The sequence below is a fragment of the Nocardioides sp. LS1 genome (assembly GCF_003865225.1).
Classification (GTDB): domain Bacteria; phylum Actinomycetota; class Actinomycetes; order Propionibacteriales; family Nocardioidaceae; genus Nocardioides; species Nocardioides ginsengisegetis.
In genome coordinates this window covers 1649678-1663979 of sequence record NZ_BIFF01000002.1, presented here as the reverse complement: position 1 = coordinate 1663979, position 14302 = coordinate 1649678, and the positions used below count along the sequence as shown (strand labels likewise).

Below are 14302 nucleotides of genomic sequence, written 5' to 3'. Positions count from 1 at the left end.
GGCTGCACGGCCCCATGATGGCAGCCGTCCGGCGCTAGCCTGAGCAGGAGCGAGGGAGGTCGGTCGTGGCGGACAGGATCGGCGGCAAGGTCTACCAGGCGGAGCTGCTGCGGCTCCAGGAGGACCTGGTCGACCTCCAGGAGTGGGTGCGCGACACCGGGCAGCGGGTCGTCGTGGTCTTCGAGGGGCGCGACGCGGCCGGCAAGGGCGGCACGATCACCCGGATCACCGAGTACCTCAACCCGCGGCACGTCCGCGTGGTCGCGCTGCCCACGCCCAGCGACCGCGAGCGCACCCAGTGGTACTTCCAGCGGTACGTCGAGCAGCTGCCGGCGGCCGGCGAGATCGTGCTGTTCGACCGGTCCTGGTACAACCGCGCGGTCGTCGAGCCGGTGATGGGCTACTGCACGCCCCAGCAGCACCGGCTCTTCCTGCGCCAGTGCCCGACCTTCGAGCGGATGCTGATCGACGACGGGATCGTGCTGCGCAAGTACTGGTTCTCCGTCAGCGACGAAGAGCAGGAACGTCGGCTGGTCGCGCGCCTCTCGGACCCGCTGCGGCGCTGGAAGTTCTCCGACAACGACCTGATGATCCGCGAGAAGTGGGAGGCCGTGTCCCGGGCCAAGGACGAGATGTTCGTCCACACCGACCTCGACGAGTCGCCGTGGTACGTCGTGGAGGCGGACGACAAGCGGCGCGCGCGCCTCAACATGATCGCCCACCTGCTCTCGACGATCCCCTACGTCGCGCCGACGTGGGGTCGGGTCGAGCTCCCGCCCCGGCCTCCCGGGCACGACTACGAGCGGCCGCCGCGCGAGCTCTTCCGGGCGGTGCCGGACCACGCGGCCACGTTGAAGGGCTGAGCCCTGCTGCTCAGCCCAGCGCGGCCGGCAGCGTCGCGGTCCACGCCTCGCGCAGCTCCGCGAGCGGCGCCTCGAACTGGCCGTCGACCACGAGCGCGTCACCGCCGGTGACGCCGAGACCGGTGAGGGCGACGCCGTGGCGGGCGGCGAGGTCGGCGAGCCGGTCCTCGTCACCCGGGGCGACGGTCACCAGGACGCGGCCGGCGGACTCGGCGAAGAGCCCGAGGAACGCGTCGCCCGGGACCGTGACGGTCGCGCCGACGCCGTGCCGCAGGGCGGCCTCGACCAGCGCCTGGCCCAGCCCGCCGTCGGAGAGGTCGTGCGCCGAGGTCAGCAGGCCGACGCCCTCGCGGAGCAGCTCGGCCAGCGCCTTCTCGGCGGCCAGGTCCACCACCGGCGGGCGTCCGCCGAGGTGGCCGTGGACGACGTGCGCCCACTCCGACCCCGACAGCTCCTCGCGGGACTCACCGAGCACGAAGACCTGCTGGCCGGCGGCACTCCAGGCCGACGGCGTACGGCGCGTGACGTCATCGATGACGCCGAGCACGGCGACCACCGGGGTCGGCAGGATCGCGGTCTCGCCGGTCTGGTTGTAGAGGCTGACGTTGCCGCCGGTGACGGGGATGCCGAGCTCGAGGCAGCCGTCCTTGAGGCCCCGGCACGCCTCGGCGAACTGCCACATGACGTCGGGGTCCTCGGGCGAGCCGAAGTTGAGGCAGTCCGAGATCGCGAGCGGGGTAGCCCCACCGGTGGCGACGTTGCGATAGGACTCGGCCAGGGCGAGCTGCGCGCCGGCGTACGGGTCGAGCTTGGCGAAGCGGCCGTTGCAGTCGGTCGAGACGGCGACGCCGAGGTTGGTCTCCTCGTCGACGCGGACCATGCCGCTGTCGGAGGGCTGGGCGAGCACGGTGTTGCCGCGGACGTAGCGGTCGTACTGGTCGGTGATCCAGGACTTGTCGCACAGGTTGGGGCTGGCGACCAGGCGCAGCAGCGTCGCGCGCAGCTCGTCGCCGGTCGTGGGCCGCGGCAGCGCCTCGGCGGCGTCGGCCTGGAGGGCGTCCTGCCAGTCCGGGCGCGCGAACGGGCGGTGGTAGGTGGGCCCGTCGTGGGCCACCGAGCGCGGCGGCACGTCGACGACGCGCTCGCCGTGCCAGTCGATCTGGAGGCGGCCCGTGTCGGTGACCTCGCCGACCACGACCGCCTCGACGTCCCACTTGGCGCAGATCGCGAGGAACGCCGCGACGTCGTCGGGCTCGACGACCGCCATCATCCGCTCCTGCGACTCGCTCATCAGGATCTCCTCCGGCGCGAGCGTGGAGTCGCGCAGCGGCACCCGGTCGAGCTCGACGTGCATGCCGCCGTCGCCGGCGCTGGCCAGCTCCGAGGTGGCGCACGAGAGCCCGGCGCCGCCGAGGTCCTGGATGCCCGCGACCAGGCCGGCCGCGAAGATCTCGAGGGTGCACTCGATGAGCAGCTTCTCCATGAAGGGGTCGCCGACCTGGACGCTGGGCCGCTTGGCGGGGCCGTCCGCGTCGAAGGTCTCGCTCGCGAGCACCGAGACGCCGCCGATGCCGTCGCCGCCGGTGCGGGCGCCGTAGAGGATCACCTGGTTGCCGACGCCGCTCGCCTTGGCCAGGTGGAGGTCCTCGTGGCGGAGCACGCCGACGCAGAGCGCGTTGACGAGCGGGTTGCCGAGGTAGGTCTCGTCGAAGACGGCCTCGCCGCCGATGTTGGGCAGGCCCAGGCAGTTGCCGTAGCCGCCGACGCCGGCCACGATCCCGGGCAGCACCCGGTGGGTGTCGGGGGCGTCGAGGGGGCCGAAGCGGAGCGGGTCCATGACCGCGACCGGGCGGGCGCCCATCGCGAGGATGTCGCGGACGATGCCGCCGATGCCGGTCGCGGCGCCCTGGTGGGGCTCGACGTACGACGGGTGGTTGTGGCTCTCGACCTTGAACGTGACGGCGTAGCCTTGGCCGATGTCGATGACGCCGGCGTTCTCGCCGATGCCGGCCAGCATCTTGCCGGCTGGGGTCTCCTGGGGGATCTCGGAGAACTGCTTGAGGTGCACCTTCGAGCTCTTGTAGGAGCAGTGCTCGCTCCACATCACGGAGTACATCGCGAGCTCGGAGGAGGTGGGTCGACGGCCGAGGATCTCGCGGATCCGCTGGTACTCGTCGGCCTTCAGCCCCAGGTCCGCCCACGGCTGTGCGTGGTGGGGGTCCTCGGAGGCGACGGCAACGGTGTCGAGATTGGCGATCCGGGTCTCTGGCACGGGCGTCAATCTACCGGCGGCGCCGGGCGGGCGCGGAGCCGGAGTGGTGCGGCGGACGCTCCGGCGACTACGGGGCCAGGACGCCGTCGGCGACGACCTCGAGGAGCGGGCGTACGACGGCCGCGTCGAGCTCGCCCTGGTCGGCCACGGTGGCGACCCCGCCGACCAGCCGGCACATCTGCACGGAGTCGACGTCGGGCCGCAGCGCACCGGCCTCGCGGAGGTGGTCGAGGACCCGGTCGTTGGCCGCGGCGAGGGTCTGGCACTTGGTGCGGATCGGGGACTCCTCGTGCCCCATCGCGCTGGTGATCTTGGCGGGGCCGCCCTTGTGGACCGAGATCAGCCCGACGTAGGTCTCGAACCAGGCGAGCAGCTGCTCGCGCGGCGTCCCCTCGCGGGTCACCGCCTTGTCGGCGGCGTCGTTCACCCGGTCGACCCAGCTCTGCATGATCGCGTCGAGGAGGTTCTCGCGCTGCGGGAAGTGCCGGTAGAGCGTGCCCGCGCCGACGCCGGCCCGCTTGGCGACCTCGTCGAGCGACGCGTCGTACCCCTGCTCGCGGAAGACGTCCCTCGCGACCTCGACGATGCGGTCCCGATTGCGCTGTGCATCGGCGCGCATTCACTCACCCCTTGCTAAACGGAGACGGTCTCCGTATGGTTGACCCCAGAACCGGAGTCATTCTCCGTTAAGTCTACGTCGGCCGCAACGGCCAGAACAGGACAACCGCCCCATGTCTTCCACCACCTCCTCGCCGGGCCTGCCCACCGAGCTGCCGGCCAACGCCGGCCGCGCGGCGACGGGTGTGGCGATCGTGCTCGTCGCCCAGCTCATGCTCGTGCTCGACGCGACCGTCGTGAACGTCGCCCTCCCCCGCATCGACACCGATCTCGGCTTCGGCCCCGCGTCGCTGTCGTGGGTGCTCAACTCCTACACGCTCGCCTTCGGCGGGCTGCTCCTGCTCGGCGGACGCCTCGGCGACGTCCGCGGCCGGCTCCGCCTCTTCGAGATCGGCCTCGCGCTCTTCACCGTGTCCTCCCTGCTGGGCGGGCTCGCCCAGACCCCGGGCCAGCTGGTCGCCGCCCGCGCCCTGCAGGGCGTCGGTGCCGCGATGGCCGCCCCGAGCGTGCTGGCCCTGCTCACCACCAGTGCTCCCGACGAGGCCGCCCGCAACCGGGCCTTCGCCCTCTTCGGCGCCGTCTCGTCCGGTGGCGCCTCGATCGGGCTGATCCTCGGCGGCCTGCTGACCGACGTCGGCTCGTGGCGCTGGACGCTCTTCATCAACGTGCCGCTCGGCATCGCCGTCGTGCTGCTCGCCCGCCGTTTCGTTGACGAGACCCCGCGGCGTACCGGGCGGTTCGACCTGGTCGGCGCCGCGACCGCCACCGTCGGCGCCGTCTCGCTGGTGTGGGCGCTGATCGGCACCCCCGAGCACGGCTGGACCTCCGCCCGCACGCTCGGCGGCTTCGCGCTCGGCCTCGCCCTGCTCGCCGTCCTGGCCCGCACCGAGGCGCGGCACCCGCACCCGCTCGTCCAGCCGCACCTCGTCCGCAACCGCCGCCGGGTTGGCGCGCTGGCCGTGATGGCGCTGGTGATCGGCGCCAACCTGTCGATGTTCTTCCTGGTCGTGCAGTACGTCCAGCGCGTCCTCGGCTTCGGCCCGCTCGCGTCCGGCTTCGCCTTCCTGCCCTTCAGCCTCGGCATCTTCGCGATGTCGCGGGTCACGCCGTGGCTGATCGGCCGGCTCGGCCCGCGCACGATGCTGATGATCGGCACCGCCGCGCTCGTCGTCGGCTACGCCTGGCTGAGCAGCATCGGCACCACCGACACCTACCTCGGCGCGGTCTTCGGGCCGATGCTGATCGCGGGCCTGGCGACCGGCTTCGTCTTCATGCCGATCACCGCGACCGTGCTCGGCGGCGTCGAGCCCGAGCACGCCGGGTCGGCCTCGGGCCTGCTGCAGACCACGCAGCAGCTCGGATCGGCCATCGGGGTCGCCGTGATCGTCTCGGTGTACGCCGCGGGCGCCGTGCCCGGCGCCTTCGTGCCCGGCCTGCAGGCGGCCTTCCTCACCTCGGCCACCTTCGCGGCGCTCGCCCTCGTCGTCAGCACCGTCGTACTGCGGCCGGCGCGTCGCCCGGTCGAGGCCCTGGAGGCGACCGACCCGGCCGAGTCGCTGGCGATGGCCGACGCGGCCTGACCCGCTTGTCACGCCCGGTTGTCCGGTCCGAGGCGCCCCCACAGAGGCGCCCTCGGCCGGGTAACCGGGCGTGACCTGTCTGAGGGGACGCCCGCCGATCGAATTACAGATCTGTAGTTCCCGCGACTCCTGTTACGGGTGTGACTTGTGAGGTTAAGGTCTTTCGAGCCCCTGACGACAGACCCGCCTCGGAGCAGTCCCTCGCCACCTGGAGTACCCCCATGCAGCGCCTCGCCAGCCGGACCGCCCCCCGGATCCTCCGCACCCTCGCGAGCGGGGTGGTCGCCCTCCTCACCACCCTCGCCCTCGTGCTGACGACCGGCGCGCTGACCACGCCCGCGCGCGCCGACGGCAACGTCGTGACGCCCGGCGACTTCACCGGCTACGGCTTCGACCAGTGCCTGGCGCCCAAGCAGTGGGAGATGAACCGCTGGCTCAACCACTCGCCGTTCCTCGCGGTGGGCATCTACATCTCCGGCAAGTCCCGAGCCTGCCGCAACCAGCCCAACCTGACGCCGTCCTGGGTGAGCACCCAGCTGGCCAACGGCTGGCGGCTGCTGCCGATCACCCTCGGCCCCCAGGCCTCCTGCCAGCCCCGCTTCCCCCGCTACGGCGACGACCCGACGATCAATCCCAAGCCCGGCAAGTACGGCAGGTACTCCCTCGCCCGCACGATGGGCACCGACGAGGCCGGCACCACCGTCGCGGACGCCAAGGCGCTCGGCATCGTCGCGGGCAGCACGCTGTGGTACGACCTCGAGGGCTTCGACCTCGGCAACACCAACTGCCGTGAGTCGGCACTGGCGTTCCTCTCGGCGTGGACGACGAAGATCCACGCCCTCGGCTACGTCTCCGGCGTCTACTCCAGTGCGGGCTCGGGCATCACGATGCTCGACGACGCCCGGGTCAACCGCCCCGGCACGTTCGACCTGCCCGACGCGATCTGGATCGCCCGGTGGGACGGCCACGCCAACACCTCCACGTCGTACGTCCGCAACGAGGGCTGGCAGCCGCACGCCCGGGTCAAGCAGTATCAGGGCGGCCACGACGAGACGTGGGGTCGCGTGCGGATCAACATCGACCGCAACTTCCTCGACCTCGGCCAGGGCTCCTACGCCGACCCCGAGACGCACTGCAACGGCACCAAGATCGCGTTCTACAAGTACGAGGTCCTCGAGCCGGGCACCAAGCTGCCGGTCAAGGTCAAGGCGCTGCAGTGCGTGCTGACCGAGCAGGGCGCGTACAAGGGCAAGCTCGACGGCGTCTACTCGCCCGCCGTCGTGGCGGCCGTGCACCAGTGGCAGGCCGCCCACGGCTTCAAGGTCTCCGACCGCTGGACCAAGTCCAACTGGATGTCGCTGCTCATCGCCGGCCCGCAGCCGGTGCTCAAGTACGGCTCCGCCGGACCCGCCGTACGCCGGCTCCAGCGCACCCTCAACGCCGCCAACCCGCAGACCGAGCTCAACGCGAGCGGTGTCTTCGACGCGGCGACCACCGTGGCGCTCAAGTCGTGGCAGTCCCGCGTGGGCTTCGAGACGTCCGGCGTGGCCAACGCCGAGTCGTGGGCGGGACTGGCGGCCGGGGCGCGCTGACCCGTCGCCTGTTCACCGCACAGCACGCCGACCCGTCGTGAGCTGACCGCACAGAGCGCCGACCCGTCGTCAATTGACGACGGGTCGGGACGATCTCACGTCGACAAGCGACGGGTCGGTCAGGCGGGCGGGCCCACGAGCAGGGCGACGCCGGTGAGCGCCGCGACCGCGACGAGACCGGCGACGGCTCCACGAGCCGGGTTGCGCAGCAGCCAGGCAACGGGACGGTCGAGGGTGGAGGCCGGCTCCGAGGCGACGAGACGCCACGTGTCGCCCAGCGCGCCGCGCTTCTCGGCGAAGCGGTCGAACCAGACGGTCATGAAGGGCGGGACCGCGCAGGCCAGGCCGAGCAGCACGCGGCCCCGGGACCAGCGCTGGTCGACGCCGACCAGAACCGTGACGAGGCAGTAGGAGATGAAGACGACGCCGTGGACCATGCCGAAGACGCGAACGCCGATCTCGGTGACACCGGAGTACTTCAACGTCATCCCGAACAGCAGCAGCGCCCAGGTGATGGCCTCCGCGACGGCGACGCGGCGGAAGAGGTGGAGCGGGGTCACGAGAAGACGGCCTCCGTCAGGCTGGTGAAGAAGCCGAGGCCCTGGGTGCCGGCCCCGGTGAGGTCCTCGACGGCGTGCTCGGGGTGCGGCATCAGGCCGACCACGTTGCCGCGGTCGTTGGTGATGCCGGCGATGTCGCGCATCGAGCCGTTGGGGTTGACCTCGAGGTAGCGGGCCACGACCCGGCCCTCGCCCTCGAGTCGGTCGAGGGTCTCGGTGTCCGCGACGAAGCCGCCCTCGCCGTTCTTGAGCACCACGGTGATCTCGGCGCCCTGGGCGTAGGACGACGTCCACGGCGTCGAGGTGTTCTCGATGCGCAGCAGCTGGTCGCGGCACACGAACTTGCGGTGGTCGTTGCGGATCAGCGCGCCGGGCAGCAGGTGCGACTCGCACAGGATCTGGAAGCCGTTGCAGATGCCGAGCACGGGCATGCCCTTGCCGGCCGCCTCGATCACCTCGGCCATGACCGGGGAGAAGCGGGAGATCGCACCGCAGCGGAGGTAGTCGCCGTAGGAGAAGCCACCGGGCAGCACGACCGCGTCGACGCCCTTGAGGTCGTGGTCGCCGTGCCACAGCGCGACCGCCTCGTTGCCGCCGATCCGGACCGCGCGCTGCGCGTCGACGTCGTCGAGCGAGCCCGGGAAGGTGACGACCCCGACCTTCACGCGACGGTCCCGGCGGGCGTCCCGGCGGGGGTCTCGACGGAGACGGTGAAGTCCTCGATGACCGGGTTGGACAGGAGGGTCTCAGCCATCTGGCGGACCTGCTCGAGGACCTCGTCGGTCAGCTCGCCGGCGACCTCCAGCTCGAAGCGCTTGCCCTGGCGGACCTCGGTGACCCCGGAGAAGCCGAGGCGCGGCAGCGCGCCGAGCACGGCCTTGCCCTGGGGGTCGAGGATCTCGGGCTTGGGCATGACGTCGACGACGACTCGGGGCACGGGTGGCTCCTGGGTGCGGGGGCAGGTGCGGCCTCATCCTACGGAGGTTCGGTCACACTGGATGCATGAGCATCCCCTCCGGACTCCCCGGCCCCGCTGCGCTGCGGCTGGAGTTCCCCCAGTCGCTCGCGGTGTACGACGACTACGCGGCCGCCCAGCGCACCGTCGACTACCTCTCCGACAACAAGTTCCCGGTCGAGCAGTGCATGATCGTCGGCACCGACCTGAAGCGGATCGAGCGGATCACGGGGCGTCTGACCACCGGCCGGGTCGCCGCCGGCGGCGCCCTGTCGGGGCTGTGGCTGGGCCTGTTCGTCGGCCTGGTCTTCACCCTCTTCACCGACGGCAACGGGCTGGCGACGATCCTCTCGACGCTCCTGTTCGGCGCCGTCTTCGGCCTCGTGTGGGCGCTCGTCGGCTATGCCGCGACCCGGGGACAGCGCGACTTCTCCTCGGTCACGCAGGTCGTCGCGACCCGCTACGAGGTGCTGGTCGAGCACAAGTCGGCAGCCCGGGCGCGCGAGCTGCTCGCCGGGCTGCCGGGCTCGTTGCCCGACCCGTTCGCCTGAACCGGCCGGTCAGGCCAGCTCGCGCTTGAGGATCTTGCCGGTCGCGGTCATCGGGAGCGCGTCGACGAACTGCACGATGCGCGGGTACTTGTAGGAGGCCATCTGCTCCTTGCCCCACGCCACCAGCTCCTCCTCGGTCACGGTGGCGCCCGGGTTGCGGATCACGACGGCCTTGATCTCCTCGCCGTGGCTCGCGTGGGGGACGCCGATCACCGCGGCGAGCGACACGTCGGGGTGGGTCAGCAGGACCTCCTCGATCTCGCGCGGGTACACGTTGTAGCCGCCGCGGATGATCATGTCCTTGGACCGGTCGACGATGTAGTACCAGCCGTCCTCGTCGCGCCGGCCCAGGTCGCCGCTGCGGAACCACCCGTCGCGGATCGCCTCGTCGGTGGCGTCGGGCCGGTTGTAGTAGCCCTTCATGATGTTGTGGCCCTTGATCGCGATCTCGCCGACCTCGCCCTCGGGTGCCTCGTCCCAGCTGTCGGCCTGCAGCAGCTTCATCTCGACGCCGGGGATGGGGTGGCCGATCGAGCCGACCCGCACCGGCTCGCCGTGCGGGGAGAAGCTCGCGACCGGGGAGGTCTCGGAGAGGCCGTAGCCCTCCAGGATGGTCACCCCGAACTTCCTCTGGAAGTCCTTGTGCACCTCCACCGGCAGGGCCGAGCCGCCGGCGGCGGCGATCCGCAGGTTGCGGGCGAGGCGGTCCACGTCGACCGAGGCATCCAGCGCGCCGAGCAGGCCCCAGTACATCGTCGGGACTCCCGCGAAGAACGTCACCTCCTCCTGGCCCATGACCGCCAGCGCCTGCTGGGCGTCGAACCGCGGCAGCATCACGACGGTGCCGCCGAAGGCGAAGGCGCCGTTCTGGATGACGGTCTGGCCGAAGGAGTGGAAGAGCGGCAGCACGCAGAGGTAGGTGTCGGGGTGATCGGCGTCGGCGCCGAACAGGTCGCGGCCGGCCAGCGCGTTGTCGCGCATGTTGCGGTGCCGCAGCTCCGCGCCCTTGGGCTGGCCCGTGGTGCCGGAGGTGTAGAGGATGACGGCCGTGTCGTCCTCGTCGGTGTCGACGGTGTCGAAGGTCGGGGGCTTGCCGGCCAGCGCGCTGCCGAGCGTCTCGGCGCCCTCGATCGGCGACGCTGCGGCCGGGTCGACGGTGATGAGGAAGAAGGAGTCGCAGCCGTCTGCCTGCTGGAACCCGGCGTACCCCTCCTGCCCGATCGGCAGCTCCGCGGTGCCCTCGAAGCAGAGGTAGGCCTTCGCCTCGGCGTCGCCGAGGTGGTAGGCCACCTCGCGCGCCTTGAGCAGCACGTTGAGCGGGACGACGGTCGCGCCGGCCTTGAGGATCCCGTAGTAGGCGATCGTGAAGTACGGCAGGTTGGCGCAGCTCAGTGCGACCTTGTCGCCGTGCTCGATGCCGCGCTCCACCAGGAGGTTGGCGACCTGGTTGGCCGCGCCGTCGACCTGGGCGTAGGTCAGCCGGGTGCTCCCTCCCTGAGGAGTGGCCAGGACGATGGCCTCGCGGTCGGGGTAGGTCTCGGCGCTGTGCTCGAGCAGGGTTGCCAGGTTGTACGCCGTGGTGCTCACGGTGGCCTCCGTCACGTCGGGATCGGTGGGGCCAACCTACTCAGGGGTCCGAACACCTGCACCCGCGTCCGCTGACAGGACGCCTGCGGAGGCGTACCGTGCCGGACATGGTGTGGCTGATGCTCGGGCTGATCGCCCTCTCACTCGTGGTCCTGGGTCGGATCTCCCTCCGGCGGCACGAGCACGACCCGCTCGTGATGCCCTTCCGCACCGGTCACATCGGGGCCCTGGGCGAGGCGCCCGTCCCGACGCACCACCGGCTCGGCGCCCGCCGCTCCTAGCGTTTCCCGAGGATCTCCGCCGCGCGCCGCAGGTCCGCGCGCACGGCCGGTCGCGACGCGACCGTCAGCAGGCGCAGCGCCGGGCCGAGCGGCCCGCGCCCGGTGATCGCGAAGTCCGCGTGCACGGTGCAACCGCCGGGAGCGTCGGCGAACGTCAGCGTCAGGGTGGCGGCGACGCCGCGCCAGGTGCCCCGCTCGGACCACCGGCGCGGCCGCTCGAGGACGGTCGTCTCCATCGCCGGGCGGAGGCCGGGCACCGTCACGTCGGTCCAGGTCTGGCCGACCCGCGGCTCGCCGTCGACGTCCTCGACGCGCCGCAGCGACGACTGCCACTCCGGCCGGTGGACCGGGTCGACGAGGTAGTCGAAGGCAGCCTCGGAGGACACCGGGAACGGGACATCCACGACGGCTACCAGCGCAGCCCGGTGAGGAGCTCGTAGGCCTCGACGTAGCGGGACCGGGTGCGCTCGACCACCTCGGGCGGCAGCGGCGGCGGGGCCTCGCCCGAGGCGCGGTCCCAGCCCGAGGCCGGCGAGAGCGCCCAGTCGCGCACGATCTGCTTGTCGTACGACGGCTGCGCGCGACCCGGCTGCCACTCGGCCGCGGGCCAGAAGCGCGACGAGTCGGGCGTCAGCACCTCGTCGCCGAGGACCGTGACGCCGTCGGCGCGACGGCCGAACTCCAGCTTGGTGTCGGCCAGGATGATGCCGCGCTCGCGGGCCATCGCCTCGGCCCGGCCGTAGACGGCCATGGTGAGGTCGCGCAGCGCGGCCGCGTCCGCCTCGCCGATGGTGCGCGCGACGGCGTCGTACGAGACGTTCTCGTCGTGCTCGCCGAGCTCGGCCTTGGTCGCCGGCGTGAACACCGGCCCGGGCAGCCGGGAGCCGTCCACGAGACCCGGCGGCAGCGCGATGCCGCAGACCTCGCCGGTGGCCCGGTAGTCGAGCAGGCCGGAGCCGGTGAGGTAACCGCGGGCCACGCACTCGACGGGGAACATGTCGAGCCGCTCGCAGACGACGGCGCGGCCGCGAACCGCGTCGGGGACGTCGGTCGAGACCACGTGGTTCGGCACGAGGTCGGTGAGCTGGTCGAACCACCACAGCGACATCCGGGTGAGGATCTCGCCCTTGTCGGGGATGGTGCTGTCGAGCACGAAGTCGAAGATCGAGATCCGGTCGCTGGCCACCATCAGCAGATGGCCGTCGGCGAGCTCGTAGAGGTCGCGCACCTTGCCGGAGTGGAGGTGGGTCGCGCCCTCGAGCACGGGGGCGTCGGGGATGTTGAGGTCGGCCACGGGGGCAGCCTACGGGCGGAGCATCGTCACGAGGTCGTGAGCGCCGTCGGGCCGAGACGCCTCGACGTAGAAGCGGGTCCGCCCGTCGGGCAGCCGCACGGCGCTGGCGTAGCGCAGCGCCCCGTCGGAGTACGGCGACCTCAGCGGCCCGACGGTCCGGTCCGGCACCAGCCGGGCGCCGTCCCAGCGCGCGAGCCCGGTCGTCTCGTACCAGTTGGAGGCGGCGTCCGGGCGGCCGTCGTAGAGGAACCAGCCGTCGCCGAGCGCCGTCGTCACCCGCGCCCCGCGGGCGTCCCACTCGCCCGGCGTGCCGGCGAGCACCTCGCCGTGGTCCTGCCAGGCGAGGCCGTCGGCCGAGGAGAGCCGACGCGTGGTCATCCGGTCCTCGTGCCCGGGCAGGTCCAGGGGGTGGCAGCACAGCCACATCTCCCAGCCGCCCGGCCCGTGCGTGACCACGGGGTCCTTGACGCCGACCAGGTCCGATCCCGGGTGCACCACCCGCCGCTCGCCGGCCGGCAGGCCCTCGACCGTGGTCGCGGTCAGGCTGTCGACCCACCAGTGCTTGCTGTCCGGCGTCGCGCACGAGAGGTAGAGCCGCCAGCCGCCCGGCACCGGCACCAGCACCGGCTTCTCGAAGGACTCCGCCCCGAAGGCGTCGCGATGCACCTCGGCGACCGGCTCGGAGGCGACGCCGTCCTGCGACCGGGCCACGACCACGGTCACGCCGCGCCCGTCGGTGAGCGGCCGGCGTACGCGGTAGGTGAGCCAGTAGGTGCCGTCGACCAGCAGCGCGGAGGCCGCACCGGCCCAGTTGCCCGGGCCGGGCCCCGGCGCGGGCACGACGAGGGCGACGCTGTCGTCGAAGTCCTCGACGGAGGGGGCCAGGGTGGGGAGCGCGGGCAGGGCCACGCCCCCCACCGTAGTCAGGCTGGCGTCCCGCAGGGCGTCAGCAACCGCAGGTGTAGTAGGTGACGTCCCAGTGACTGCCCTCGTCGGCGTAGATGTTGCCCGAGGCCGCCTGGTACTGCGGCGCACCGTCGCCGCGGAGGCCGATGGAGGTGTAGGTGTTGTGCACCCAGCTGGTCAGGCAGGTGGTGTGGGTGAAGTCGAGCTTGTAGCCGTTGTAGTGGCTGTAGGTGCCGGACGCGTGGCCGACCTCCGTGCCGCCGGTGATGTTGAGGGCGCAGCCGCTCGCACCCTTGAGCGTCCTGGCGCCGTCGATGGTGGCCTGGCGGATGCCGTCGAAGGACGTGCAGGTGGAGTTGCTGCGCGTCGTGCAGTTGCCCGACGAGCTCCAGGTGATGCCCGCGGCGCTGAACTGCGACTCGGCGCTGGCCTGCGTGACGGCCGAGGCGGCGCCGGCGAGGCCGAAGGTGCCGGCGGCGGCCAGGCCCAGCGCGGCGAGGCCGGTGCCGGTCCGGCCGAGCCGGGCGCGGGAGGAGGGACGGTGGGTGGTTCCCGAGAGAGTGGTCATGTCGTCTCCCTCCCCCGGGGACGCCTCCTGAAACATCCGGATGGCAGGGTGAGGCCATGCCGGAGAGTGCCGAGGAGATCCACGCCCGAGTCGTCGCCGCCGTCGGTGAGGACGGCCGCCTGCCGATGCCCTCGATGGGCGAGTGGGACGTCTTCCCCTGGGAGGTGGTCGACGGCGCGATCGCCCCCAAGCGCCTCGCCCGGCCGGCCCCGGAGAAGCCCCGGCAGGGCGAGGGCGGCGAGGGCTGCCACGCCTGCGCCGGGTTCAGCGGGGTGATCTGGGAGAACGAGCGCTGGGTCGTCACGCACCCCCGGGAGCGGGGCGGGCTGCCGCTGCTGCTGTTCCTGCAGCCCAAGGAGCACCTCGACCTCACCGACCTCGACGACGCGATGGCCGCGGAGTACGGCCGGCTCCAGGTCTGGCTGCACCGGATCATGGGCAACCTGCCGAACATCGCGCGCGTCCACGTCGACAAGTGGGGCGACGGGGCCGAGCACCTGCACCTGTGGTTCATCGCCCGGCCCGCGGGGCTCGGCGAGCAGGTCATCGGCTCCTACGCCGTGGAGTGGTACGACATCCTCCCCGCGGGCCCCGAGGACGTGTGGCGGGAGGACCTCCGCACCGTGGCGGCCAAGCTGGCCAACCACGACGGGCACGCCCGCGTCTGACCCGGCG

16 protein-coding genes are annotated in these 14302 nt (G+C 72.1%); 6 read left to right on the top strand and 10 right to left on the bottom strand.

Going from position 1 to position 14302, the window contains the following annotated elements:
• Window positions 1-65: 65 nt before the first annotated feature.
• Window positions 66-863: a polyphosphate kinase 2 gene (gene ppk2 / locus EJF31_RS12695; RefSeq protein ID WP_125037378.1), complete on the top strand. Its 798-nt coding sequence runs from the start codon at window positions 66-68 to the stop codon at window positions 861-863.
• 10 nt (window positions 864-873) lie between these two features.
• On the opposite strand, the gene purL is transcribed toward ppk2, so the two are convergent.
• On the bottom strand, window positions 874-3135 hold the full coding sequence (gene purL / locus EJF31_RS12690; RefSeq protein ID WP_373994713.1) for a phosphoribosylformylglycinamidine synthase subunit PurL: 2262 nt from the start codon (window positions 3133-3135) through the stop codon (window positions 874-876).
• Between the two features lie 67 nt (window positions 3136-3202).
• Window positions 3203-3754: a TetR/AcrR family transcriptional regulator gene (locus tag EJF31_RS12685; RefSeq protein WP_125037377.1), complete on the bottom strand. Its 552-nt coding sequence runs from the start codon at window positions 3752-3754 to the stop codon at window positions 3203-3205.
• A gap of 112 nt (window positions 3755-3866) precedes the next feature.
• On the opposite strand from EJF31_RS12685, the gene EJF31_RS12680 reads away from it, so the two are divergent.
• Both EJF31_RS12680 and EJF31_RS12675 read left to right on the top strand, forming a co-directional pair.
• Entirely contained in the window at window positions 3867-5333 is a 1467-nt protein-coding gene (locus EJF31_RS12680; protein ID WP_125037376.1) for an MFS transporter, read from the top strand.
• Between the two features lie 221 nt (window positions 5334-5554).
• Entirely contained in the window at window positions 5555-6925 is a 1371-nt protein-coding gene (locus EJF31_RS12675) for a glycoside hydrolase domain-containing protein (protein WP_125037375.1), read from the top strand.
• A 119-nt stretch (window positions 6926-7044) separates the two neighbouring features.
• Here EJF31_RS12675 and EJF31_RS12670 read toward each other — a convergent pair whose 3' ends face one another.
• Genes EJF31_RS12670 through purS form a run of 3 tightly spaced genes read right to left on the bottom strand, consistent with a single transcriptional unit; the run spans window position 7045 to window position 8422 of the window.
• Window positions 7045-7485, bottom strand: coding sequence for a DUF3817 domain-containing protein (locus tag EJF31_RS12670; RefSeq protein WP_125037374.1), 441 nt, complete (start codon window positions 7483-7485; stop codon window positions 7045-7047).
• Window positions 7482-8150 (bottom strand): phosphoribosylformylglycinamidine synthase subunit PurQ, encoded by a 669-nt coding sequence (gene purQ / locus EJF31_RS12665; RefSeq protein WP_125037373.1) that lies wholly within the window; start codon window positions 8148-8150, stop codon window positions 7482-7484. The genes EJF31_RS12670 and purQ overlap by 4 nt, the downstream gene beginning before the upstream one ends.
• Window positions 8147-8422 (bottom strand): phosphoribosylformylglycinamidine synthase subunit PurS, encoded by a 276-nt coding sequence (gene purS / locus EJF31_RS12660; RefSeq protein ID WP_125037372.1) that lies wholly within the window; start codon window positions 8420-8422, stop codon window positions 8147-8149. The genes purQ and purS overlap by 4 nt, the downstream gene beginning before the upstream one ends.
• A 71-nt stretch (window positions 8423-8493) precedes the next feature.
• On the opposite strand from purS, the gene EJF31_RS12655 reads away from it, so the two are divergent.
• Entirely contained in the window at window positions 8494-8991 is a 498-nt protein-coding gene (locus EJF31_RS12655) for a general stress protein (protein ID WP_221767581.1), read from the top strand.
• Between the two features lie 9 nt (window positions 8992-9000).
• Here EJF31_RS12655 and EJF31_RS12650 read toward each other — a convergent pair whose 3' ends face one another.
• Complete coding sequence (locus EJF31_RS12650) at window positions 9001-10593, bottom strand: long-chain fatty acid--CoA ligase (protein WP_260430811.1); 1593 nt, start codon at window positions 10591-10593, stop codon at window positions 9001-9003.
• A 92-nt stretch (window positions 10594-10685) separates the two neighbouring features.
• On the opposite strand from EJF31_RS12650, the gene EJF31_RS21885 reads away from it, so the two are divergent.
• Window positions 10686-10859, top strand: coding sequence for a hypothetical protein (locus tag EJF31_RS21885; RefSeq protein WP_185736230.1), 174 nt, complete (start codon window positions 10686-10688; stop codon window positions 10857-10859).
• Here the strand turns inward: EJF31_RS21885 and EJF31_RS12645 are convergent.
• Genes EJF31_RS12645 through EJF31_RS12630 form a run of 4 tightly spaced genes read right to left on the bottom strand, consistent with a single transcriptional unit; the run spans window position 10856 to window position 13627 of the window.
• Window positions 10856-11263, bottom strand: a complete 408-nt coding sequence (locus tag EJF31_RS12645; RefSeq protein WP_221767536.1) for an SRPBCC family protein — start codon at window positions 11261-11263, stop codon at window positions 10856-10858. The two genes, EJF31_RS21885 and EJF31_RS12645, sit on opposite strands and share 4 nt — an antisense overlap.
• 5 nt (window positions 11264-11268) lie before the next feature.
• Complete coding sequence (locus EJF31_RS12640; RefSeq protein ID WP_125037369.1) at window positions 11269-12153, bottom strand: phosphoribosylaminoimidazolesuccinocarboxamide synthase; 885 nt, start codon at window positions 12151-12153, stop codon at window positions 11269-11271.
• A gap of 9 nt (window positions 12154-12162) precedes the next feature.
• Entirely contained in the window at window positions 12163-13062 is a 900-nt protein-coding gene (locus EJF31_RS12635) for a hypothetical protein (protein ID WP_260430810.1), read from the bottom strand.
• Between the two features lie 37 nt (window positions 13063-13099).
• Entirely contained in the window at window positions 13100-13627 is a 528-nt protein-coding gene (locus tag EJF31_RS12630; RefSeq protein ID WP_221767535.1) for a hypothetical protein, read from the bottom strand.
• Between the two features lie 56 nt (window positions 13628-13683).
• On the opposite strand from EJF31_RS12630, the gene EJF31_RS12625 reads away from it, so the two are divergent.
• The gene (locus EJF31_RS12625) at window positions 13684-14295 is read left to right on the top strand and encodes a hypothetical protein (RefSeq protein WP_125037368.1); all 612 of its coding nucleotides are present in this window, start codon (window positions 13684-13686) and stop codon (window positions 14293-14295) included.
• The last annotated feature ends 7 nt before the right edge of the window (window positions 14296-14302 follow it).

What these genes read in the sequence shown, in the direction of transcription:
- EJF31_RS12685 (WP_125037377.1), bottom strand. Translation starts at nt 3,754, where the DNA reads ATGCGCGCCGATGCACAGCGCAATCGGGACCGCATCGTCGAGGTCGCG.
- EJF31_RS21885 (WP_185736230.1), top strand. Translation starts at nt 10,686, where the DNA reads ATGGTGTGGCTGATGCTCGGGCTGATCGCCCTCTCACTCGTGGTCCTG.
- EJF31_RS12680 (WP_125037376.1), top strand. Translation starts at nt 3,867, where the DNA reads ATGTCTTCCACCACCTCCTCGCCGGGCCTGCCCACCGAGCTGCCGGCC.
- EJF31_RS12630 (WP_221767535.1), bottom strand. Translation starts at nt 13,627, where the DNA reads ATGACCACTCTCTCGGGAACCACCCACCGTCCCTCCTCCCGCGCCCGG.
- EJF31_RS12675 (WP_125037375.1), top strand. Translation starts at nt 5,555, where the DNA reads ATGCAGCGCCTCGCCAGCCGGACCGCCCCCCGGATCCTCCGCACCCTC.
- EJF31_RS12625 (WP_125037368.1), top strand. Translation starts at nt 13,684, where the DNA reads ATGCCGGAGAGTGCCGAGGAGATCCACGCCCGAGTCGTCGCCGCCGTC.